Raw genomic sequence first — 22,280 nt, 5'->3', positions numbered from 1 at the left:
TGCGTGAGGTGAGAAATGTCTCTGTTGCAAACATCCGCTTCGCAATCCACGCCGCCCCTGGTGGTATCCGGCGTTACCAAGACCTTCACCATGCATTTGCAGGGCGGCGTTGAACTGCCGGTCGTGCAGGGCGTGAATTTTGAACTCAATGCCGGTGAATGCGCCGTGCTGGGCGGTCCATCGGGTGCCGGCAAAAGCTCGATCCTGAAAATGGTCTACGGCAATTATGCGGTGAATGGGGGCTCCATTCTGATCCGTCATGCGGATCGCGCGGTCGATCTGGCCACGGCTGATCCCCGCGAAGTGCTTGGCGTTCGTCGTGACACGATTGGCTATGTCAGCCAGTTTTTGCGCGCACTGCCCCGAGTGGCGGCTATCGATGTCGTGGCCGAACCTCTGATCGCTCGTGGTGCCGACCACGACATGGCGCTGGACCGCGCGCGGGAATTGCTGGCCAAGCTCAACCTGCCGGAACGCCTCTGGGCGCTGCCGCCTGCAACCTTTTCCGGCGGCGAGCAGCAGCGCGTCAACATCGCTCGCGGTTTCATCACCGATCATCCGGTGTTGCTGCTGGACGAACCGACAGCTTCGCTTGATGCGAAGAACCGCGCGGTCGTGGTGGATCTCATCAAGACCAAAAAGGAAGAAGGTGTTGCAATGCTCGGCATTTTTCACGACGAGGATGTACGCGAGGAAGTGGCCGACCGCATCATCGACGTTACCGCCTTTTCGCCGAGGGCGGCGGCATGACCAAGCTATCGGTTGAACCTCTGGTTCACGAAACGGCAGATGTCACCGGCAGCAAGCTTGGCCGTTACACGGAAGTCGGCGCGCGCAGCCGTCTGTCGGAAACTGTGCTGGATGACTACTCCTATCTCGGCATCGATTGCGAAATCTGGTGCGCGGAGATCGGTAAATTCTCCAACATTGCAAGCCATGTGCGCATCAATGCCACCAATCATCCGACCTGGCGTCCAACTTTGCATCACTTCACCTATCGCGCTGGCGATTACTGGCCGGATGCGGAGAATGAAACCGAGTTTTTCGACTGGCGTCGCGGCAATGCAGTTAAGATCGGCCATGACACATGGCTCGGTCACGGATCGACCATCCTGCCGGGCGTTACCGTGGGCAATGGCGCAGTGATCGGTGCCGGTGCGGTCGTCAGCAAAGATGTTGCGCCTTACACGATTGTGGGCGGTGTCCCGGCGCGTCTCATACGCGAGCGCTTTGACGCCGCGACCGGCAATCGTCTCGACCGGCTGGGCTGGTGGGACTGGAGCCATGAACGCCTGCACGACGCGCTCGATGATTTCCGCGCGCTCGATATCGAAACTTTTCTCTCGAAATATGAAACTGCCGCCAATACCGAGGCGGTCATGAAAGAGCTTTCTCATGGCGAATGAAATCGTTCTCAAAAATGCGCGCATCGTGCTCGCCGACGAGGTCGTTTCCGGCTCCATCCTGATACGCGACGGCAAGATCGCCGCCATCGATCAGGGCAATGTAAATGGCGGCGAGGATATGGATGGTGATTACGTCATTCCCGGCCTGATTGAACTCCATACCGACCAGTTGGAATCGCATTATGCACCGCGTCCCAAGGTGCGTTGGAACGTGGATGCCGCCGTTCAGGCCCACGACGCGCAGGTTGCCGCATCGGGCATCACCACTGTCTTTGATGCGATGCGGGTCGGTTCCGATTATGATCGCGACTTCGTTGGCAAGGATATGCGCCTGCTGGCCGATGCAATTGAAAGCGGCGTGCGCGAAAACCGTCTGCGCGCCGACCATTTCCTGCATCTGCGCTGCGAGGTTTCCGCAGCCGACTGCCTTGAAGGCTTTGCGCTTTTTGAAAACGATGATCGGGTGAAGCTTGCTTCGCTGATGGATCATGCGCCGGGGCAGCGTCAGTTCGCAGAGATCGAAACCTATCGCACCTATTACATGCGCAAGCTGAAACTCAACGACGAAGAGTTTCGTTTGCATTGCGAACAGCGCATGGCAGACTCCGACGCCTATTCGGCCAAGCATCGACGGGCGATTGCCGATATGTCGGGGGCACGCGGTATAGTTTTGGCAAGCCATGACGACGCCACCAGCGCCCATGTGGGGGAATCGCTTGATCACGGCGTTCGTATTGCGGAGTTCCCGACCACGCTGGAAGCGGCTTCGGCCTCCAAGGGCGCGGGCCTGTCGATCCTGATGGGCGCGCCGAATATCGTGCGTGGCGGCTCGCATTCGGGCAATATCGCCGCCCGCGATCTGGTGGATAATGGCAGTCTCGATATTCTGTCGTCGGACTATATTCCGTTCAGCCTCATCCAGTCGGCTTTCGGCCTTGCTTCCGGCGAGCGCCCGATTGGGCTTCCTGAAGCCATCCGCCTTGTCAGCAAGAACCCCGCCGATGCAATGCGCATGGACGACCGGGGCGAAATTGCTGTCGGCAAGCGCGCCGATCTGGTACGAGCACGCACCAGAAGTGCGATACCGGTGGTGCGCACTGTCTGGCGGGAAGGCGAGCGGGTGCTCTGATGCGTATGGAAAATATCCGGCCGAAAGGCTGTTTCGTTGCTGTCGTCGGCCCCAGCGGGGCCGGCAAGGACACGATCATGGATGGCGCGCGTATGGCCCTTGCAGGCGATGCGCGCTTTCATTTTGTACGCCGCATCGTCACGCGCCCTCAAATGCCGGGAACCGAAGACCACGACAGTCTAGATGAAGCGGCTTTTGCGAAAGTCGCGGGCGAGGGCGCCTTTGCGCTTCATTGGCGCGCCCATGGTTTGAACTACGGTCTTCCGAAGTCGCTTGATACGCTGATCGATGGCGGAACTGTGGTGATTGCCAATGTCTCGCGCCGCGTTCTGGACGACATGCGCAGGCTTTATCCGTCGCGTTCGGTGGTGGTCATTACGGCACGCGCGGAAGTCCTCGCCGAACGGCTGGCAAGCCGTGGCCGCGAAAGCAAAGACGAGATCGCCTTGCGCCTTTCGCGCGAAGTGAACTTCAATGACGGGGCTGGCGATGTTGTCATAATAGACAATTCCGGCGATGTTGGTGAATCCACAGAGGCATTTATTCGTCATCTGACAGAAATGTACGCTAAAACAAAGGCTTAACTAATAAACCTATAGTAGCGTGTAAATTTACACAAACGTCACGATGCTTTCATTGCAATGTCATGGAAGCAATTCAGAGTGAGCATGAATGGAGATGAATTCATGCTTCAACTGAAAAACGTAACGCGCCGCTATAATGACAAGGTGGCGGTTTCGGGGGTTGACCTCGAGATCGAGCCCGGCACGTTTGTGGGAATTATCGGACGTTCGGGCGCGGGTAAATCGACGCTGTTGCGTATGATCAACCGCCTCGTCGAACCGTCGGAAGGGACCATTCATTGGGAGGGGCGCGATGTTACCGGCCTGAAAGGCTCCGGGCTTCGCGACTGGCGCGCACAATGCGCGATGATTTTTCAGCATTTCAATCTGGTCGACCGTCTCGATGTTCTGACCAATGTGCTTATGGGGCGTCTTAACTATGTCTCGACGCCAAAGTCGCTTCTGCGCATCTGGAGCGATGAAGAGCGCCTGATCGCATTGTCTGCCTTGCAGCAGTTCGATATCGCCCATCTGGCCGCGCACCGCGCCGATGAGCTTTCCGGCGGCCAGCAGCAGCGCGTGGCGATTGCGCGTGCACTCGTTCAGCAGCCGCGCATCATTCTTGCCGATGAACCGATTGCTTCGCTCGATCCGCGCAATACGCGCAGCGTCATGGATGCGTTGCGTCGTATCAATCGCGAATACGGCATCACCGTTCTCTGCAATCTGCATTCACTTGATATCGCGCGCAGCTATTGCGACCGCCTCGTCGGCATGTCCGCTGGCAAGGTCGTGTTCCGCGGCACGCCGTCGATGCTGACTGATATGGCATCGCGCGATCTTTACGGCATGGAAGCAGCCGACGTTGTCGATAGTGACGACACGGTTGACGCAATGCCTGTACCGGTTCCGCAGTCGGCTGAAGCCGCACTGCGCCAGATTTCCGCCTGAGCGAATAAAGCTGCGGAAAAAACTCGCTCCAAACTCACGATTAACAGGAGAGACTTATGCTTAACCGTAGAACTTTTCTGGCGGCCGTTGCGCTCACCGCCACGATGACCTTTCATGCTCAGGCTGCTGACTGGAGCAAGGAATATCCGGAACTGGTTCTGGGCGTCATCCCGTCTGAAAACGCTTCGACCACCAGCGACCGTTATGCCGCTCTGACGGCCTATCTCGGCAAGGAACTCGGCACCAAGGTCACGCTGCGCGTTGCCAACGACTATGCCGCCGTCATCGAAGGCCAGCGCGCCGGCAATATCCAGATCGCTTTCTATGGCCCGGCTTCCTATGCACGCGCCGTCATGACCGGTGTTGAAACCACGCCGCTCGTCAACCAGCGTCACGACACCGGCGTCAACGGCTATTATTCGGTCGTTTATGTTCGCGCCAACAGCCCATACCAGAAAATGGACGACCTGAAGGGCAAGAGCATCGCGCTTGTCGATCCGAACTCCACCTCTGGCAACAATGCGCCGCGCTACTTCCTCAACCGCGAAGGCTATAGCGTCGATACCTTCTTCGGTAAGAACTTTTTTGCCGGCAGCCACGAAAACGCCGTTCTGGCTCTCGCTCAGGGCACCGCTGACGCTGCCGCCAATTCCTGGAATTCGGAAAACGACTCCAACCTGACCCGCATGATCAGCCGCGGCGTTCTCAAAGACGCAGACGGCAAGGCGCTGACGAAGGACGATTTCCGCATCATCTTCAAGTCGGACTTCCTGCCGGAAGGTCCGTTTGCCGTGCTCAGCACGCTGCCTGACCAGCTGAAGGCTGACATCAAGCAGGCTTTCCTCGACATGCCAAAGAAGGACAAAGCCGGATTTGACGCCCTTTCCGATGGCAAGGACCAGGAATTCGTGGCGACCGAAACCAAGGATTATGAGCCGATCATCGAGATGCTGAAGTTCAACGACAAGGCACGCAAGTCCTGATCCGAAGAACAATCGAAATGCCCGAAGCCGCAAAAGCTTCGGGCATTTTTGTTAGGGAATCTCGCATGACGATATCCACTCTCGACGGCAGCGGCTCCAAGGGTCTGCTCGCCGAGTATCGCAGGGAAGTCGGGAAACGACGCCTTTATGGCATCGGTTTCCTCGTCGGCCTTGTTGTTATCGCCATAGCTGCCTCTGTTGTTGCCGACGTTCGGCCGGGCACACTGGTTGAAAATCTCTTTCGCTTTACAAGTTATCTCGGGCGCATTCTGCCAGACCTGACCATCGCCAATTTTTGGGGCGACATGGCCGCGTGGTACTGGAATATCGGCGGCTGGCTCAAGATGCTCTTCGAGACGTTGTTGATCGCCTATCTCGCCACGCTGATCGGCGCGGTTATCGCTTTTGCGGCTTCCTTCGCAGCGTCCTCCAATATGGCCCCGAACTCGACGGTGCGTTTCATCGTTCGTCGTGGACTAGAACTGCTGCGGACCGTGCCTGAAATCGTGTTCGCCTTGCTATTCGTTATCGCTTTCGGTCTGGGACCAATGGCCGGTGTGCTGGCTCTGATGCTTCACACGACGGGCGCGCTCGGCAAACTCTTTTCGGAAGTGGTCGAAAATATCGACATGCGGCCGGTGGAAGGTATCCGTGCTTCCGGCGGCTCCGGCCTTCAGGTCATCCGCTTTGCCGTACTGCCACAGGTCGCCGCCAATTTCGCCTCCTACGGGTTGCTGCGCTTTGAAATCAATGTGCGCGGCGCTTCCGTCATGGGCTTTGTCGGTGCAGGCGGTATCGGTCAGGAACTGCTCACTTCCATCCGGCAATTTTATTACAGCGATGTCAGCGCCATCCTGTTGCTGATTATCGTCACGATAGTCGTGATCGATCTCATCACCCAGCGTGTGCGTCACGCGCTTCTGGGCCGCATCGGTTAAAGGGGAGCTTATCATGACAGACATTGCGCAAAGCCTCTCCCGCGAAGCCCATGCCCACGAAAAGGAATTGCGCGCGGAATATGCGGAACTGTTCGGCAATGCGCGCACATGGCGCAATCTGACGATTGCAGGCGTGCTCATCATCGCCTCGTTGTGGTTTGCCTTCTACTGGCTGGATTTTTCGCTGCTGCGTATCCTGAACGGCTTCGGTCGTCTCGGCGATTTCGCCTTGATGATGCTGCCACCGGCATCCAATGGCCGTTTCAGCCTATATCTGTGGTCAATGCTGGAAACGCTGGCCATTGCCTATCTGGGCACGCTTTTGGCCGCCATACTGGCCTTTCCGTTCGGGTTTCTGGCGGCGAAGAACATCATCCCGAACATCTTCCTGCATTTCGGCATACGTCGCTTTCTCGATACCATCCGTGGCGTCGATACGCTGATCTGGGCGCTGATCTGGGTGTCAGTGGTGGGGCTTGGACCTTTCGCCGGTATTCTGGCTATCGCCTGTTCCGACTTTGGCGCTTTCGGCAAGCTGTTTTCGGAAGCCATTGAAGGCGCGGACAAGAAGCCGGTTGAAGGCGTGCTGTCGTCGGGAGGCAACCGCCTGCACGGCTATCGCTTCGGCGTGTTGCCGCAGGTTCTGCCGCTGATCGGCAGTCAGGTGCTGTACTTCTTCGAGTCCAACACGCGCTCGGCAACGATCATCGGTATTGTCGGGGCAGGCGGCATCGGCGCGCATCTGGCCGAACAGATCAAGGTTTTGAACCTTCAGGACGTTTCGTTCCTGATCATCATGATCCTGATTGCTGTTGCGGTTATCGACTGGTTCTCGTCCAAGCTGCGTCATGCCATGATCGGCAAGAAGGCACAGAAATCGGTATAGAGCGGTTATTAGAAACCGCTCTATACATTCATTCATACGCATTATCTGACGCAAAACCGCTTCGCACTTTTGCTGGAAATGCTCTTAACCGGCTATGAGCGTCTTGATACCATCGGCGACGAACTGAACGGCGAGTGCCGCCAGAATGACACCCAGCAAGCGGGTAAGAATGGATCGACCGGTTTCGCCAAGGAACCGGTCGACGCGTTCTGCGAGCAGAAGCACGACATAAGTGATGAGCAGGCAGACGAATATCACCCCCAGAAGGGCGATACGCGGCCCGAAGCCATGGAATGAGTTCGACGTCAGCACGATGGCCGAGATCGCGCCGGGACCGGCGATAAGCGGTATTGCGAGCGGGAAGGCGGCAATATTGCGGATATGATCCTTGGTGATCGCGACTTCGGCACTCTTTTCTTTGCGCTCGGTTCGCTTCTCGAAAATCATTTCAAACGCGATCCAGAACAGCAGCAGACCACCGGCGACGCGGAAAGCCCCGATGGAAATACCGAACATGCCGAGGATCTGCACGCCTGCCACGGCAAAGAGCGCCATGACGATGAATCCGATGATGGAAGCGCGAAGCGCGACCTGACCGCGATGGTGACGATCCATGCCCGGCGTCAACGCCAGAAACAGCGGCGCCAGGCCCGGCGGATCGATCGTGACAAGAAGGGTGACGAAGGCGCTGAATACGGTATCGTAGAACCCCATGCTACTGTCGCCCTCTCATTGGTCTGTCACGATTGAATTCTAGACGATCAAGCCGCATTGGTCGATGCAAAGTGCCGGATCGAGCAACAAGCTTGCGCCATGTTTATGTGAATATCTTATAAGTCATTGATTTACAAAAACGATTTAGCCGCCGGAAATGGTCTCGAAATTGGCGTTTTGCGCTGCTTTCCTTTATAAAGAGACTTTATCGATTCTGTTGAGAAAGATATCTGAATAGTGTCAGATCAAACCCCTCCACCCGGTTCCGACGATATGAATGGCGGCCCGAGCGGTATTGAGCCGATTTCCATTATCGAGGAAATGCAGCGCTCATATCTCGACTACGCCATGAGCGTTATCGTGAGCCGTGCTCTGCCCGACGTGCGCGACGGCCTGAAGCCAGTGCATCGTCGTATCCTTCACGCCATGAACGAGATGAATCTCGCCTATAACCGCCCCTACCGTAAATCGGCGGGTGTGGTCGGTGAGGTCATGGGTAAATATCACCCGCATGGCGATGCATCGATCTACGATGCCCTCGTGCGTATGGCGCAGGATTTCTCCATGCGCGATCCCCTTGTCGACGGGCAGGGCAATTTCGGTTCCATCGACGGCGATCCCCCGGCGGCGATGCGTTATACCGAATGCCGTCTGGAAAAACTCACCGAAGCCCTTCTGTCGGACATCGACAAGGATACGGTCAATTTCCAGGACAATTACGACGGTCGCGAGCGGGAGCCGGTGGTTATGCCAGCGCGTTTCCCGAACCTCCTCGTCAACGGTTCGGGCGGTATTGCGGTCGGTATGGCGACCAATATTCCGCCGCATAACCTTGCCGAAGTCATCGATGGCTGCATCGCGTTGATTGAAAATCCAGCCATCCCGCTGGAAGAAATCATGGAGATCATTCCGGGTCCCGATTTCCCGACCGGAGGCATCATTCTTGGACGTGCGGGCATCAATTCCGCCTACACGACCGGGCGCGGTTCGGTGATCATGCGTGGACGCGCGGCAATCGAGCCAATGCGCGGCGACCGCGAAGCCATTATCATCACCGAGATTCCGTATCAGGTGAATAAGGCCTCGATGATCGAGAAAATGGCCGAACTGGTGCGCGACAAGCGCATCGAAGGCATTTCCGATCTGCGCGACGAATCCGACCGTGAAGGCTATCGCGTCGTGGTCGAGCTGAAGCGCGACGCGGTTGCCGATGTCGTGCTGAACCAGCTCTATCGCTACACGCCGTTGCAGACCTCGTTCGGCTGCAACATGGTGGCGCTGAATGGCGGCAAGCCGGAACAGCTGACGCTGCTCGACATGCTGCGCGCCTTCGTGGCCTTCCGCGAGGAAGTCGTCACCCGCCGCACGAAATTCCTGCTCAACAAGGCACGTGACCGTGCGCATGTGTTGGTGGGTCTGGCGATTGCGGTTGCCAATATCGATGAAGTGATCGCACTGATCCGCCGTGCGCCTGATCCAACGACTGCGCGTGAACAGTTGATGGAACGCCGCTGGCCTGCCGCCGACGTTGCACCGCTGATCCGCCTGATCGACGATCCGCGTCACCGCATCAATGACGACAACACCTATAACCTCTCCGAAGAACAGGCCCGCGCCATTCTCGAACTGCGTCTGCAGCGCCTGACCGCGCTCGGACGTGACGAAGTGGCGGACGAACTGAACAAGATCGGCGAGGAAATCCGCGATTATCTGGATATCCTTTCGTCGCGTTTGCGCGTCATGACCATCGTCAAGGACGAGATGATTGCCGTTCGTGATGAGTTCGGCACGCCACGCCGCACCGAAATCGGTTTCGGCGGCGCGGAAATGGACGACGAAGACCTGATCGCTCGCGAAGACATGGTCGTCACCGTCAGCCATGCGGGCTATATCAAGCGCGTTCCGCTGACGACCTATCGCGCACAGCGCCGCGGTGGCAAGGGCCGTTCCGGCATGGCGACGAAGGACGAAGATTTCGTCACCCGCCTGTTTGTCGCCAATACGCATACGCCGGTTCTGTTCTTCTCCTCGCGTGGCATTGTCTACAAGGAAAAGGTCTGGCGCCTGCCGGTCGGCACACCGCAATCGCGCGGCAAGGCTCTCATCAACATGCTGCCGTTGCAGCAGGGCGAGCGCATCACGACCATCATGCCGTTGCCGGAGGATGAAGATTCCTGGGCAAATCTGGACGTCATGTTCTCGACCACGCGCGGTACGGTTCGCCGTAACAAGCTGTCGGACTTCGTTCAGGTCAACCGCAACGGCAAGATCGCGATGAAGCTCGAGGATGACGGGGATGAAATCCTCTCCGTCGATACCTGTACGGAATTCGACGACGTGCTTCTGACCTGCGCCGGCGGCCAGTGTATCCGCTTCCCGGTTACCGATGTGCGCGTCTTCGCAGGCCGCAACTCGATCGGCGTGCGCGGCATTAATCTGGCGGATGGCGACAAGGTCATCTCCATGGCGATCCTGCACCATGTCGAAGCCGATGCCTCGCAGCGTTCCGCCTATCTCAAGCGTTCGATTGCCGAACGCCGGGCGCAAGGCGCGGACGATGCCGACGATATCGTCGTTGTTGGTGAAGAAGTCGGTACCGACGCCGAACTTTCCGAAGAGCGGTATCAGGAACTGAAGGCGCGCGAACAAACCGTGCTGACGGTCAGCGAATATGGCTACGGCAAACGTTCATCGTCTTACGAGTTCCGTGTTTCGGGCCGTGGCGGCAAGGGCATCCGTGCCACCGACACGTCGAAGACCGACGAAATCGGCAAGCTCGTTTCGCTATTCCCGGTCGAAGCAAGTGACCAGATCCTGCTCGTCTCCGATGGTGGCCAGCTGATCCGCGTGCCTGTCGACGGTATCCGTCTCGCGGGCCGTTCGACCAAGGGTGTTACGATCTTCAACACGGCTGACGGTGAAAAGGTTGTTTCCGTCGAGCGTATTTCCGAAACGGATAGCGATGAGGAAAACGGCAATGGTGACGTTGAGGGTGGCGAATCCGCGCCCGGAGGCGAAGCACCCGCAGCCAGCGAAGAATAAGCAAACTAGCCGAGCTTGATGCCCCGGTTGGAGTAAGCGCAATGAAAAAGGCCGATGGCAAAACCATCGGCCTTTTTCAGATGCCAAGACTGGAGGAATTGGCGATCTTCTAATCAGGTTGCGTCATTACGACAGATAGTTGATTTGTTTCGGGAATACCGCCGGTGATGTGTTCTTCTTCTGGATGCTCAATCTCAAGCCGAAAGGCGAGTGTTCAAGCCAGGAAGATACGAATTACCGTGAGCGCATGTTGCGCATGCTGTTTAGGTCGAAGGCCACCTGACGCACGCGTTGGCGTTTGGCTTCGTTCTCCTCAAGGAGCAATATGATTGCCGATGCGGCCATTGCGACCATCATGGATAATGCCAGAAGAAAGATCATCATCGTCATATCCTTTCGACATACATACGCTTCAGAAACGAAAAGGTTGCACCAAACTTGCGCCTATTCTGGTAAATCGGTTGTGAACTTGCCGTGAAATCATCGTTCACATCGCGTTCAATTGGTTTCTTGGTTTCTATTTTCTTATCGTTCTGGTTCTTGTTGAAAATCCTGTCAGAAAAGGCTAGCTGGAAGAAATGACAATCGCGATCTATGCGGGCTCCTTCGACCCGGTGACAAACGGCCATATGGATGTCCTGAAAGGTGCTTTGCGCCTTGCCGATGAGGTTATTGTCGCCATTGGCGTGCATCCCGGTAAGAAGCCGCTGTTCAGTTTTGAGGAACGCGTGGAACTGATCGGCCAGAGCGCGAAAGCTGTTCTTGGCGGTGATGGAGCGCGCGTTTCCGTTATCTCCTTTGATGGATTGGTGATCGACTCGGCGCGCAAGCATAAGGCGCAGCTGATGGTGCGCGGCCTGCGCGACGGCACCGATCTCGATTACGAAATGCAGATGGCGGGCATGAACGGCACTATGGCGCCGGAATTGCAGACCGTTTTCCTGCCGGCCGATCCTGCCGTGCGCACGATTACCGCCACATTGGTTCGCCAGATTGCGTCCATGGGCGGCGATATCAGGCCTTTCGTACCGGCTGTTGTGGCCGCTGCCCTTGAAGCAAAATTCAAATCCTGAGGTTTGGGAGTTTTCCGATCATGAAATTTATCCGTTCGGCGCTTGCCGCTGCCGCGATTTTTACACTGTCTCAAGGCGTGATGGCCTCCGTCGCCAATGCGGCGGACACGCTCGTTCTGGAAGCTCAAGGACGGTGATGTCGCAATCCAGCTGCGTCCCGACCTCGCGCCGAAGCATGTGGCCCAGATCGAGAAGCTGGCAAGTGAAGGCGCCTATGACGGCGTTGCCTTCCATCGTGTCATTCCGGGCTTCATGGCCCAGACCGGAGATGTCGAATTCGGCAATATGAACAAGGGCTTCGACGCGTCGCGTGTGGGCACCGGCGGCTCCAAACTGCCTGATATCAAGGCTGAATTCTCGAAAGAACCTTTCGTGCGCGGCACGGTCGGCATGGCCCGCAGCCAGAGCCCGAATTCCGCCAATTCGCAGTTCTTCATCATGTTCGACGACGGTGCTTTCCTGAATGGCCAGTATACGGTTGTCGGCAAAGTTGTCAGCGGCATGGAAGCCGTGGACAAGATAAAGAAGGGCAGCGAATCCGATAATGGGTCCGTCGAAAACCCGGACAAGATCGTCAAGGCGACCATTCAGAAATAAATATCCAATACAACGCGTCTTATCGAACGCATTGAAACAGGAGAGGCCCAATGGCTTACAAAGACCCCGAAAACACGCTCGTTCTGGAAACCACCAAGGGCAATGTCGTGCTCGAACTCTATCCCGACCTGGCTCCGGGCCATGTCGAACGCATCAAGGAACTGGCGCGTGAAGGCGCTTATGATGGCGTCGTGTTCCACCGTGTCATTGATGGCTTCATGGCGCAGACCGGCGACGTGAAGTTCGGCAAGTCGGGCGGCGAACATTTCAACGGCTCGCGCGCTGGCATGGGCGGTTCGGACAAGCCGGACCTGAAGGCTGAGTTCTCCAACACCCAGCACAAGCGCGGCACGGCTTCGATGGCACGCAGCCAGAACCCGAATTCTGCCAACTCGCAGTTCTTCATCTGCTTTACCGATGCTCCCTGGCTGGACCGCCAGTACACCGTATGGGGTCAGGTCATTGAAGGCATGGACAATGTCGACAAGATCAAGCGCGGCGAGCCGGTCACCGACCCGGACAAGATCGTGTCTGCCCGCATCGCAGCCGACGCCTGATCGACTATTTCCAATGAAAATTGCGGCTCCGGTTCATACCGGGGCCGCAGCTATGTACGAGGTCTATCATGCGTGTTGATCTTTTCGATTTCGATCTACCGGAAGAGCGTATTGCCCTGCGCCCAGCGGAGCCGCGCGACCATGCTAGGCTTTTGCGTGTTGTTCCGGGCAAGCCCTTCGAGGATCGTCACGTCTATGATCTGCCCGATCTGCTGCAGCCGGGCGATGCGCTTGTTTTCAATGATACCAAGGTGATACCGGCGCAACTTGAAGGTATGCGCGAACGCGACGGCAATATCAGCCAAGTCAGCGCAACCTTGCATATGCGGATGGGACCAGATCGCTGGGCGGCGTTTCTGCGCCCGGCCAAGCGCGTTAAGGAAGGCGACCGCATCCGCTTCGGTCATTCCGGTTCAAGCTGCTTTCTTGGCACCCTCGACGCAACCGTTGCCGAGAAAGGCGAGGCGGGCGAGGCGCTTCTCGTGTTCGATCTGTCCAGCGCGATGCTGGATGAAGCAATCGCTGCTGTCGGACATATCCCGCTTCCACCGTATATCGCTTCGAAGCGCGCGGAAGACGACCGCGACCGCAGCGATTATCAAACCGTTTATGCCCGTGAGGAAGGCGCTGTCGCAGCCCCGACCGCCGGGCTCCATTTCACGCCCGACCTTCTGGAAAAGATCAAGGCCAAGGGCATTGAAGAGCATTTCGTGACGCTGCATGTCGGGGCGGGGACTTTCCTGCCCGTCAAGGCCGACGACACCACCGACCACAAAATGCATTCCGAGATCGGCTATGTCTCGCAGAAGACTGCGGATGCGCTGAACGCCGTGCATGAGCGCGGTGGCCGCGTGGTTTGTGTCGGCACGACGTCGCTCCGGCTCATTGAAAGTGCTGCGGGCGAGGATGGTCTCATTCGTCCTTGGTCCGGCCCGACCGACATCTTCATCACGCCCGGCTATAAATTCCGCGCAGTCGACATGCTGATGACCAATTTCCACTTACCGCGTTCGACGCTGTTCATGCTGGTTTCCGCCTTCAGCGGCCTCGACACCATGCGCGCTGCCTATGAACGCGCCATTGAAACCGGCTATCGCTTTTATTCCTACGGCGACGGCAGCTTGCTTGAACGCGCTTGACATAATAGACAACGGCCATGACCAGCGAAAATTTTGAATTCAAAGTCCTCGCCCGCGACGGCGCGGCCCGTCAGGGTGAAATTTCCATGCCACGCGGCGTGGTGCGCACGCCTGCCTTCATGCCGGTCGGCACAGCCGGAACAGTCAAGGCCATGTATATGGACCAGGTGAAGGACCTTGGCGCGGATATCATCCTCGGCAATACCTATCATCTCATGCTGCGCCCCGGCGCAGAGCGTGTTGCCCGCCTTGGCGGATTGCACGAATTCGGCGGCTGGAAAGGCCCGATCCTGACCGATTCCGGTGGTTTTCAGGTCATGTCGCTGGCACAATTGCGCAAGCTTGATGAGAAGGGCGTGACCTTCCGCTCGCATATCGACGGCAAAGCCTATGAAATGACGCCGGAGCGTTCCATCGAAATTCAGGGCCTGCTGGATAGTGATATCCAGATGCAGCTCGATGAATGCGTGGCGTTGCCATCGCCGGAAAAGAACACCGAGCGCGCGATGGAACTGTCGCTTCGCTGGGCCGAGCGTTGCAAGGTGGCCTTTGGCGACCAGCCGGACAAGGCCATGTTCGGCATTGTGCAGGGCGGCGACAATGCCCGTCTGCGCGAGCGTTCAGCCGAAGCGCTGAAAGCCATGGACCTCAAGGGCTATTCGGTGGGTGGCCTTGCTGTCGGCGAACCGCAGAACGTCATGCTGGACATGCTGGAAGTCGTCTGTCCGATCCTGCCCGCTGAAAAGCCGCGCTATCTGATGGGCGTCGGCACGCCGGACGATATTTTGAAATCTGTCGCGCGCGGCATCGACATGTTCGACTGCGTCATGCCAACCCGCGCAGGGCGTCACGGTCTGGCCTTCACGCGTTTCGGCAAGGTCAATCTGCGCAATGCGCGCCATGCTGACGATCACCGTCCGCTCGATCCGGAATCCGATTGCCCGGCGTCGCGCGACTACAGCCGCGCCTATCTGCATCATCTGGTGAAGTCCGGTGAGGCACTGGGCGCCATGCTGCTGACCTGGAACAATCTGGCCTATTACCAGTATCTGATGAAAGGCATCCGCGCAGCGATTGCCGAAGGGCGATTCAACGATTTTGCCTCTGAAACCACCGCGGGGTGGGAGCGGGGAGACATTCCGGCTCTGTGATTCGCAGACTGTTAAATAAAAGGGCGCTCAGCGCCCTTTTTTCTTAAATACTGTCAGTTTTCTGTCAGCATGTTTTCCAAACGACAGAGAACGGCGCGCTGTTCCTCATCGCTTAAAATCTCGCATTCCATCAATTTGGAACACTCAAGCCCGGCCACGGCCAGATAGACGATCAGCGCCGTATCGGGGTCGGTCGTGTCTTTGATCATGCGGTCGAGAAATGTCCGGTGATACTGGCGAACGGGCACCATGAAACCCGGATCTTCGGCAAGTGCTGCAAGAACGCCACAAGCGGGCGGTTCATCGTCGGCCTGAACACGATAAACATCGAGAAAAGCCCGCGCAACGCGGTTTTTATCGCCGGACTGGAGCGTTTCCTGAACCTCCATCGCGCGCTCATGTTCTTTCATATATTCTTCGACAACGCCCTCGAGCAGCTTTGCCTTGGTCGGAAAAGAATAAAGCAATCCGCCTTTCGACAGCCCGGCTCGGGCGGCAACGGCGTCAAGTGAAATGTGAGCCGGCCCCACTTCCCGGGCTAGCTCAACTGCCGCGCGTAAAATACGATCACGCGAAGAGACCTTCTTTTTAGCTAACAACTTCGCCGGGTCTCCTGACAGTTCATGAGTTGACAATACCGTCCAGACGGTACAGTTATTCGCTCCGCTAATTCAAGTAAAATACGCGCGACCTTTGTGTGATGGCCAAGGGATGCGCTCAACGTCCCCCCTCGACGCTTCTTAACAGCGTTCAGGGCGCCACCCCGGAGTACAACCGCAATGATAAAGCGCCTAATTCTGGCAATCGTGTTCCTGGTGATCGTCGTCGGGGGCTTGTCGGCTTCAATCTGTTCAGATCGAAGGCCATCAAGGACTTTTTCGCCACTATGCAGCAGCCAGCCCAGACGGTTTCGACCATCACGGTTGAGCCGGGTACATGGCAGCCGGGTGTTGAAGCCATCGGTACGGCTCATGCGCTGAACGGCGTTGACCTGACGGTTCAGCTCGACGGTATCGTGCAGAAGATTAACTTCACCTCCAATCAGGACGTGAAGCAGGGCGATGTGCTGCTGCAGCTGGAAGACAGCATCCAGAAGGCTGATCTTGTCGCCGCCGAGGCGCAGGCCGTTCTTGCCCAGCAGAATCTGAAGCGCGCCGATACGCTGCGGACACGCGGCGTCGGTGCCGTTTCTAACGTCGATACGACGGCATCGGTCGCCAACGCCGCTGAAGCAGCGGTCGAAAAGATGCGCGCAACGCTGGCGCAGAAGACGGTGAAGGCACCGTTTTCCGGCGTTATCGGTATCGCCAAGGTCGATATCGGTCAGTATCTGACGCCCGGCACGGTGATTGCCACCTTGCAGGACACCAACATGATGCGCATCGATTTCACTGTGCCGGAACAGTCGCTGGCCTCCATCAAGCTCGGCCAGACCGTCAAGGTCGGCTCCACGGCTGAAAACCTCGACTTCACCGGCACGATTGTCGGTATCGATCCGAAGATCGACCCGACCACACGCCTTGTTTCTGTGCGCGCCGAAGTCAAGAACCCGGATCACAAGCTGACGCCTGGTCAGTTCGTGCAGGTGCGCGTTGAACTGCCTGAAGAAAGCAATGTGTTCGCCATTGCGCAGACTTCGATCGTGTCGAGCCTTTATGGCGATTATGTCTATGCCGTTCGCCCGGAAAAGAAGGCCGAAGAGGGTAAGGCCAATGCGGAAGCAGCAAAGCCAGCCGAAGAGGCCAAGACACCTGCTGCCGATGCAAAGCCCGCAGAAGGCGAAAAGCTGGTCGCGCAGCAGGTCTTCGTCAAGCTTGGCCGTCGCTACAATGGCGTGGTGGAAATCACCAGCGGCCTCAAGGCAGGCGACATCGTCATCACCGCTGGCCAGAACAGACTTTCGCCCGGCGTTCCGGTGAACATCGACAACGCGGTTAACCCGGCCAATCCGGCTGACAAGAAATAGGCGAACCGATGAGTTTTTCAGATATTTTCATTCGGCGACCCGTTCTTGCAACAGTGGTCGCCCTCATGATCATTCTCCTCGGCCTTCAGGGTATCGCGCAGCTTTCGGTGCGCGAATATCCGAAGGTTGACGAAACGGTCATCACCATCACCACCAACTATGCCGGTGCCAGCGCTGAACTCATCCAGGGCTTCATCACCGCGCCTATCGCTGAATCGGTCGCGACGACCGAAAACATTGACTATGTGACCTCGTCCAGCCGCCCATCGTCGAGCACGGTGACGGTGCAGATGAAGCTTGGCGCCAATCCGGATGCCGCGCTGACGGAAGTTATCGCCAAGGTCAATCAGGTTCGCGGCGATCTGCCGGACGAATCCGATGATCCGATCATCGTCAAGGGGACGGGCCAGAGCTTCGCAACCATGTATCTGGCTGCGCAGAACCCGAACATGACCAGCGAACAGATCACCGAATATCTGGAACGCGTCATCCAGCCGCGCATGTCTACCATTCAGGGCGTCGCCAAGGCTGAAATCCTCGGTGGTCAGGTCTACTCGATGCGCGTCTGGCTTGATCCGATCCAGCTGGCGGCGCGTCAGATCACAGCACCGGAAGTGCTGGCCGCAATCAATGCGTCGAACTTCCTGTCGGCCCCCGGCACGACCAAAAACGAATATGTCGCGTCGGCGATCACGCTCAAATCCACGCTGCAAACACCGGAAGCCTTCGGCGCAATGCCGATCAAGACTTCGGGTGATGAAGTCGTGCGCCTGCGCGATGTGGCGAAGGTGGAACTGGCCGCCCAAAGCACGGACACCATCGTGTCGTTCAACGGCTCGGCTGGTACGTTCCTTGGCGTTTATCCGACACCAGCGGCAAACCCGATCGACATGGCGGCTGCCGTCAACAAGGAACTGCCCTCGATCCAGAACTCGCTGCCGGAAGGCATGTCTCTGGTTCTGGTCTATGACGCGACCGAACAGATCAGTTCGTCGATCAAGGAAGTGTTCACGACCATCGGCGAAGCTGTGGCCATTGTTATTCTGGTCATCATCGTCTTCCTTGGTTCGTTCCGTTCGGTTCTGATTCCGATTGTGACCATTCCGATCTCGCTGATCGGTGTGTGCTTCTTCCTGTTCGCGCTTGGTTTCTCGATCAATCTTCTCTCGCTGCTGGCCATGGTTCTGGCTATCGGCCTCGTGGTCGATGATGCCATCGTCGTTCTGGAGAATATTCACCGCCACATCGAAGAGGGCCTGCGTCCTATGGATGCCGCCTTCAAAGGTATGAAGGAAATCACCGGCTCGATCATCGCCATGACGATCACGCTGGCGGCCGTGTTTGCTCCGCTCGGTTTCACCGGCGGTCTGACCGGCGCGCTGTTCCGCGAATTCGCCTTCACGCTGGCGGGTGCCGTTATCATCTCCGGTGTGGCGGCCTTGACCATCTCTCCGATGATGTGCTCGCGCATGCTCAAGCATGGCAGCGAAACGCGGTTTCAGAAGTTCATCGACCGCACCTTCTCGCGTGTCGAGAAATGGTATCATCGCCGGGTCTCCAACTCGCTGAACTATCGCGGCATTACGCTGATGATCGTCGTAGCGCTGATGGGCCTGACAGGCTTTCTGTTCATGAACACATCGAGCGAACTGGCTCCTGAAGAAGATTCGGGCGCGCTGTTCTCGATGTTCCAGGCGCCGCAATATGCGACTTCGGCCTATACGAACCTCTACGCCGAACAGATCGATGCGCTGACGAAGGATCTGCCTGAGCAGAAGACCCGCTTCCAGATCGTCGGCATGGATGGCGGCACCACCTCTGGAATCGCACTCTGGGTGCTAAGCGACTGGAACGACCGTACTCGTTCGCAGAAGCAAATTCAGGAAGACCTCACCAACCGTCTGACCAAAGTTGCCGGCGTGCAGGCTTTCGTCTTCGCTCCACCATCGCTTCCGGGCACAGGAGGCGGTTTGCCGATCTCGATTGCGTTGCAGTCTACGGGCCCGGCGGACACGGTTTTCGAACTGGCCGAAGAGATCAAGAACGAAGCGCAAGCTTCGGGACAGTTCATCATCGTGCAGAACTCGCTGTCCTTCAACGCGCCGGAAACGACGATCACCATCGACCGTGACCGCGCGGCAACGCTTGGCGTGCAGGTCAGTGATATCGGTGCAACGCTCGGCCTACTGACTGGTGGTGCGTCGATTGCCAAGTTCGACCGCGATTCGAACAGCTATGACATCATCACGCAGGTGCCTGATGCCTATCGTTCGAACCCCGAAAAGCTTGGTGAATTTTATGTCCGCAGCGTTTCGGGTTCAATGATCCCGCTATCATCAGTCATCACGATCACGCAGAACGCATCGCCTGCCGCAATCGAGCAGTTCAACCAGCTCAATTCGGCGACGATTTCGGCGCTGCCTCTGCCGGGCGTCACCACGGGCCAGGGCCTGCAAACGCTTGTGGATCTGACCAAGGCGAAGATGCCGGAAGGCTTCTTCCTGGATTATTCCGGTCAGTCGCGTCTGGAAGTGGAGCAGGGCAACACCATTCTGATCGCCTTCGGCCTCGCCGTTATCGTGATCTATCTGGTTCTGGCTGCGCAGTTCGAAAGCTTCCGCGATCCGTTCATCATCATGATGTCGGTGCCGCTTTCGATCTTCGGCGCTATCGTGCCGCTCAATATCGGTCTCGGCACGCTGAACATCTACACGCAGGTTGGTCTCATCACCCTTGTCGGGCTGATAACCAAACACGGCATTCTGATGGTGGAATTCGCCAATCAGCAGCGCCGCCTGCACGGGCTTTCGCGTCGCGATGCAATCGTCGCCGCCGCTGAAACCCGTCTGCGCCCGATCCTGATGACCACCGCGGCCATGGCGCTTGGCGTCGTTCCGCTGATCATTGCAACCGGCGCCGGTGCCGCAGCCCGTTATTCGATGGGTCTGGTGATTTTCACCGGTATCGTGATCGGTACGATGTTTACGCTGTTCGTGGTGCCAATGTTCTACACCTTCATCGCGAAGAAGGATGTGGAAGGCGAGTATGTGGCTTCGCCGGAAGAGGGGCATGATTCAGCCCCGGCACAACTACATTAAGATTGCTCGATCACTCTTAGTTGCTTTGAATTAAGTATAGGGCGCCCTATTTCTAGGGTGCCCTATTTCTTTGCGGCAGTTGTAACTGCAGTATTCAAGCCCATATGAGCCAGCATGATACCTTTATCCGTACTCGATCTTTCGCCCGTTCCCGATAACAGCGATGCCGGACAGTCTCTGCGCAACACGCTTGAGCTTGCACAGCACGCGGAGAAACTTGGCTTTCATCGCTATTGGCTGGCCGAGCATCACAATATGCCCGGCATTGCCAGTGCCGCCACATCGGTCGTGATCGGCTATGTCGCGAATGGCACTTCGACGATCCGCGTCGGCGCGGGTGGCATCATGCTGCCGAACCATTCGCCGCTGGTGATTGCCGAGCAGTTCGGCACGCTGGCGTCGCTCTTTCCTGGCCGCATCGATCTCGGACTTGGCCGTGCGCCCGGAACCGACCAGATCACGGCGCACGCCTTGCGGCGCAATCTCGATGGCGATGCCAGCGCATTCCCGCAGGACGTGGTTGAACTGCTCAATTATTTCAAACCGGCGGAACCCGCCCAGCGCGTCCGCGCCGTTCCGGGCGAGGGGCTTGAGGTTCCGGTCTGGATTCTAGGTTCAAGCCTGTTCGGCGCGCAGCTTGCGGCCATGCTGGGCCTGCCATACGCTTTTGCATCGCATTTTGCACCAGCGGAGATGGAACGCGCCATCGCGCTTTATCGCGAGCGTTTCGAGCCATCGGAATATATGCAGAAGCCTTACGTCATGCTCGGCCTCAATGTCATCGCCGCCGATACAGACGAAGAGGCGCATTATCTCTTCACCTCGCAATTGCAGGCTTTCGTGAACTTGCGAAGCGGTCGTCCGGGTAAGCTTCCCGCCCCGGTAGAAGGCTATATGGAGCAACTCGACCCGCCAGCGCAAGCGCTTGTTCGCCAGATGCTGTCCTGCCGCGTGGTCGGCGGGCCTGAAACGGTGGCAAAGGGCATTCAGGCCTTTGCCGAAAGCACCGGCGCTGATGAGTTGATGATCACCGGCATGATCCACGATCACAAGAAGCGCCTGCGCTCCTATGAGATTGTCAGCAACTCGATTGCGTGAGGATCGAATTCGCGATTGACTTCACCCAGAAGCCAATCGCGAAACGCATTGACTGCAGGCGTGTTTGCGCGCGCCTTCGGTGTGACGAAATAATAGCTGCTGGGGCTTTTGACCGTGTGCGGGTAGGCCACCACAAGCTGCCCGCTGTCGATTTCCGAGCGGATCAGAAAAAGCGGCATGAGGGCAACGCCGAGCCCCGCGATGCAAGCCTGCGACACATTGGAAAACTGTTCAAACCGCATGCCGCCCGGCGCTGGCACGGTGATATCAAGGCTGCGGAACCAGTGATCCCACGCTCCAGGTCGCGAAGCCATGTTGAACAAGGGCAGCCGAAGAAGATCGGTGGGCGCTGACACCGGGTTCTCCTTCAAAAAAGCCGGGCTGCAAACCGGCGCAACCGTTTCATCCATCAAAAACACGCAATCGGCATTCGGCCAATCCGGCTGGCCGATGTGAATGGCCGCGTCCAGACCTTCACGGTCAAAGTCGAACTGGCCGATACGGGTCGCGAAATTCAGAATAATATCCGGAAATTGTGCCACAAAGCGCGGAATACGCGGAATGAGCCAGCGCGTGCCGAATGTGGGCAGAAAAGCGAGGTTCAATGTCTTGCCACGCATCTGCGACATGACCTGAAGCGAAGCGGCCCGAATAACCGAAAGGGCAGGCGCAACGGCATTAAAATAAGCGCGTCCCGCATCCGACAGCACGACGTGGCGGCTGGTGCGGTCGAAAAGTGCTGTGCCAAGCTGTTCTTCGAGCGTCGCGATCTGACGGCTGACCGCGCCTTGTGTCAGCGCGAGTTCTTCTGCAGCCGCAGAAAAGCTTGCAAGCCGCGCAACAGCGTCAAACGCCGCAAGCGCACTGGTGGAGGGAAGGAGCCGTCGCGAGAGTGTCGTCATGATCTATTACTAAATGGAATAGATCGATGAGTAAACATCGTTTGCAGCCTGACACCCTGCGGTTCATAGTCCGGTCAATTCTGAAAT

Annotated in this window: 19 protein-coding genes and 2 pseudogenes; 17 read left to right on the top strand and 4 right to left on the bottom strand. The window is 57.5% G+C overall.

The window, feature by feature from the left end; all coding sequences use genetic code 11:
* Positions 1–15 precede the first annotated feature (15 nt).
* From phnL to phnE (QLQ11_RS03135), 8 genes are all read left to right on the top strand, one after another.
* Positions 16–750, top strand: coding sequence for a phosphonate C-P lyase system protein PhnL (phnL, locus tag QLQ11_RS03170; protein ID WP_121536169.1), 735 nt, complete (start codon positions 16–18; stop codon positions 748–750).
* Positions 747–1,406: a DapH/DapD/GlmU-related protein gene (locus QLQ11_RS03165; protein WP_121536171.1), complete on the top strand. Its 660-nt coding sequence runs from the start codon at positions 747–749 to the stop codon at positions 1,404–1,406. The genes phnL and QLQ11_RS03165 overlap by 4 nt, the downstream gene beginning before the upstream one ends.
* Positions 1,396–2,535, top strand: coding sequence for an alpha-D-ribose 1-methylphosphonate 5-triphosphate diphosphatase (locus QLQ11_RS03160; RefSeq protein ID WP_121536172.1), 1,140 nt, complete (start codon positions 1,396–1,398; stop codon positions 2,533–2,535). Before QLQ11_RS03165 ends, QLQ11_RS03160 begins: the two co-directional genes overlap by 11 nt.
* A 5-nt stretch (positions 2,536–2,540) precedes the next feature.
* Positions 2,541–3,119 carry a phosphonate metabolism protein/1,5-bisphosphokinase (PRPP-forming) PhnN gene (gene phnN / locus QLQ11_RS03155; protein ID WP_121536308.1) on the top strand — a complete coding sequence of 193 codons (579 nt, stop codon included), beginning with the start codon at positions 2,541–2,543 and terminating at the stop codon, positions 3,117–3,119.
* A 102-nt stretch (positions 3,120–3,221) separates the two neighbouring features.
* Positions 3,222–4,049 (top strand): phosphonate ABC transporter ATP-binding protein, encoded by an 828-nt coding sequence (phnC, locus tag QLQ11_RS03150; RefSeq protein ID WP_109370227.1) that lies wholly within the window; start codon positions 3,222–3,224, stop codon positions 4,047–4,049.
* 56 nt (positions 4,050–4,105) lie between these two features.
* Positions 4,106–5,032: a phosphonate ABC transporter substrate-binding protein gene (gene phnD, locus QLQ11_RS03145; protein WP_109368970.1), complete on the top strand. Its 927-nt coding sequence runs from the start codon at positions 4,106–4,108 to the stop codon at positions 5,030–5,032.
* Positions 5,033–5,097: 65 nt separating this feature from the next.
* Positions 5,098–5,970: a phosphonate ABC transporter, permease protein PhnE gene (phnE, locus tag QLQ11_RS03140; protein ID WP_121536173.1), complete on the top strand. Its 873-nt coding sequence runs from the start codon at positions 5,098–5,100 to the stop codon at positions 5,968–5,970.
* A 13-nt stretch (positions 5,971–5,983) separates the two neighbouring features.
* The gene (phnE, locus tag QLQ11_RS03135; protein WP_121536174.1) at positions 5,984–6,856 is read left to right on the top strand and encodes a phosphonate ABC transporter, permease protein PhnE; all 873 of its coding nucleotides are present in this window, start codon (positions 5,984–5,986) and stop codon (positions 6,854–6,856) included.
* A gap of 84 nt (positions 6,857–6,940) precedes the next feature.
* Here the strand turns inward: phnE (QLQ11_RS03135) and QLQ11_RS03130 are convergent, their stop codons facing one another.
* Complete coding sequence (locus tag QLQ11_RS03130) at positions 6,941–7,570, bottom strand: MarC family protein (protein ID WP_121536175.1); 630 nt, start codon at positions 7,568–7,570, stop codon at positions 6,941–6,943.
* A 273-nt stretch (positions 7,571–7,843) separates the two neighbouring features.
* Here QLQ11_RS03130 and gyrA point away from each other — a divergent pair, with 273 nt between their 5' ends.
* A complete protein-coding gene (gene gyrA, locus QLQ11_RS03125; protein WP_121536176.1) occupies positions 7,844–10,612 on the top strand; it encodes a DNA gyrase subunit A in 2,769 nt (922 codons plus the stop codon).
* A gap of 234 nt (positions 10,613–10,846) precedes the next feature.
* Here gyrA and QLQ11_RS03120 read toward each other — a convergent pair whose 3' ends face one another.
* Positions 10,847–10,996, bottom strand: coding sequence for a hypothetical protein (locus QLQ11_RS03120; RefSeq protein WP_167836029.1), 150 nt, complete (start codon positions 10,994–10,996; stop codon positions 10,847–10,849).
* Positions 10,997–11,190: 194 nt separating this feature from the next.
* Here QLQ11_RS03120 and coaD point away from each other — a divergent pair, with 194 nt between their 5' ends.
* The 5 genes and pseudogenes from coaD (at position 11,191) to tgt (ending at position 15,129) form a co-directional block, all read left to right on the top strand.
* Positions 11,191–11,685, top strand: a complete 495-nt coding sequence (gene coaD, locus QLQ11_RS03115) for a pantetheine-phosphate adenylyltransferase (protein ID WP_109368974.1) — start codon at positions 11,191–11,193, stop codon at positions 11,683–11,685.
* A 20-nt stretch (positions 11,686–11,705) separates the two neighbouring features.
* Positions 11,706–12,282, top strand: a pseudogene (locus tag QLQ11_RS03110) (peptidylprolyl isomerase).
* A gap of 50 nt (positions 12,283–12,332) precedes the next feature.
* Positions 12,333–12,839: a peptidylprolyl isomerase gene (locus QLQ11_RS03105; protein WP_109368976.1), complete on the top strand. Its 507-nt coding sequence runs from the start codon at positions 12,333–12,335 to the stop codon at positions 12,837–12,839.
* Positions 12,840–12,907: 68 nt separating this feature from the next.
* The gene (gene queA / locus QLQ11_RS03100; protein WP_121536182.1) at positions 12,908–13,978 is read left to right on the top strand and encodes a tRNA preQ1(34) S-adenosylmethionine ribosyltransferase-isomerase QueA; all 1,071 of its coding nucleotides are present in this window, start codon (positions 12,908–12,910) and stop codon (positions 13,976–13,978) included.
* 17 nt (positions 13,979–13,995) lie between these two features.
* Positions 13,996–15,129, top strand: a complete 1,134-nt coding sequence (tgt, locus tag QLQ11_RS03095) for a tRNA guanosine(34) transglycosylase Tgt (RefSeq protein ID WP_121536184.1) — start codon at positions 13,996–13,998, stop codon at positions 15,127–15,129.
* Positions 15,130–15,182: 53 nt separating this feature from the next.
* Here tgt and QLQ11_RS03090 read toward each other — a convergent pair whose 3' ends face one another.
* On the bottom strand, positions 15,183–15,728 hold the full coding sequence (locus QLQ11_RS03090; RefSeq protein ID WP_121536186.1) for a TetR/AcrR family transcriptional regulator: 546 nt from the start codon (positions 15,726–15,728) through the stop codon (positions 15,183–15,185).
* Positions 15,729–15,908: 180 nt separating this feature from the next.
* Between QLQ11_RS03090 and QLQ11_RS03085 the strand changes: the two are divergent.
* The 3 genes and pseudogenes from QLQ11_RS03085 (at position 15,909) to QLQ11_RS03075 (ending at position 21,291) form a co-directional block, all read left to right on the top strand.
* Positions 15,909–17,095: pseudogene (locus QLQ11_RS03085) on the top strand (efflux RND transporter periplasmic adaptor subunit).
* Between the two features lie 8 nt (positions 17,096–17,103).
* The gene (locus QLQ11_RS03080) at positions 17,104–20,193 is read left to right on the top strand and encodes an efflux RND transporter permease subunit (RefSeq protein ID WP_121536188.1); all 3,090 of its coding nucleotides are present in this window, start codon (positions 17,104–17,106) and stop codon (positions 20,191–20,193) included.
* Positions 20,194–20,307: 114 nt separating this feature from the next.
* Positions 20,308–21,291: an LLM class flavin-dependent oxidoreductase gene (locus QLQ11_RS03075; RefSeq protein ID WP_121536190.1), complete on the top strand. Its 984-nt coding sequence runs from the start codon at positions 20,308–20,310 to the stop codon at positions 21,289–21,291.
* Here QLQ11_RS03075 and QLQ11_RS03070 read toward each other — a convergent pair.
* A complete protein-coding gene (locus tag QLQ11_RS03070) occupies positions 21,261–22,193 on the bottom strand; it encodes a LysR family transcriptional regulator (protein ID WP_121536192.1) in 933 nt (310 codons plus the stop codon). The two genes, QLQ11_RS03075 and QLQ11_RS03070, sit on opposite strands and share 31 nt — an antisense overlap.
* Positions 22,194–22,280 lie beyond the last annotated feature (87 nt).

It is taken from the genome of Ochrobactrum sp. SSR (assembly GCF_030067775.1).
In the GTDB taxonomy this organism is placed as follows: domain Bacteria; phylum Pseudomonadota; class Alphaproteobacteria; order Rhizobiales; family Rhizobiaceae; genus Brucella; species Brucella teleogrylli.
Note: the sequence above shows the minus strand (reverse complement) of the source record. Positions and strands in the feature narration are given on the sequence as shown.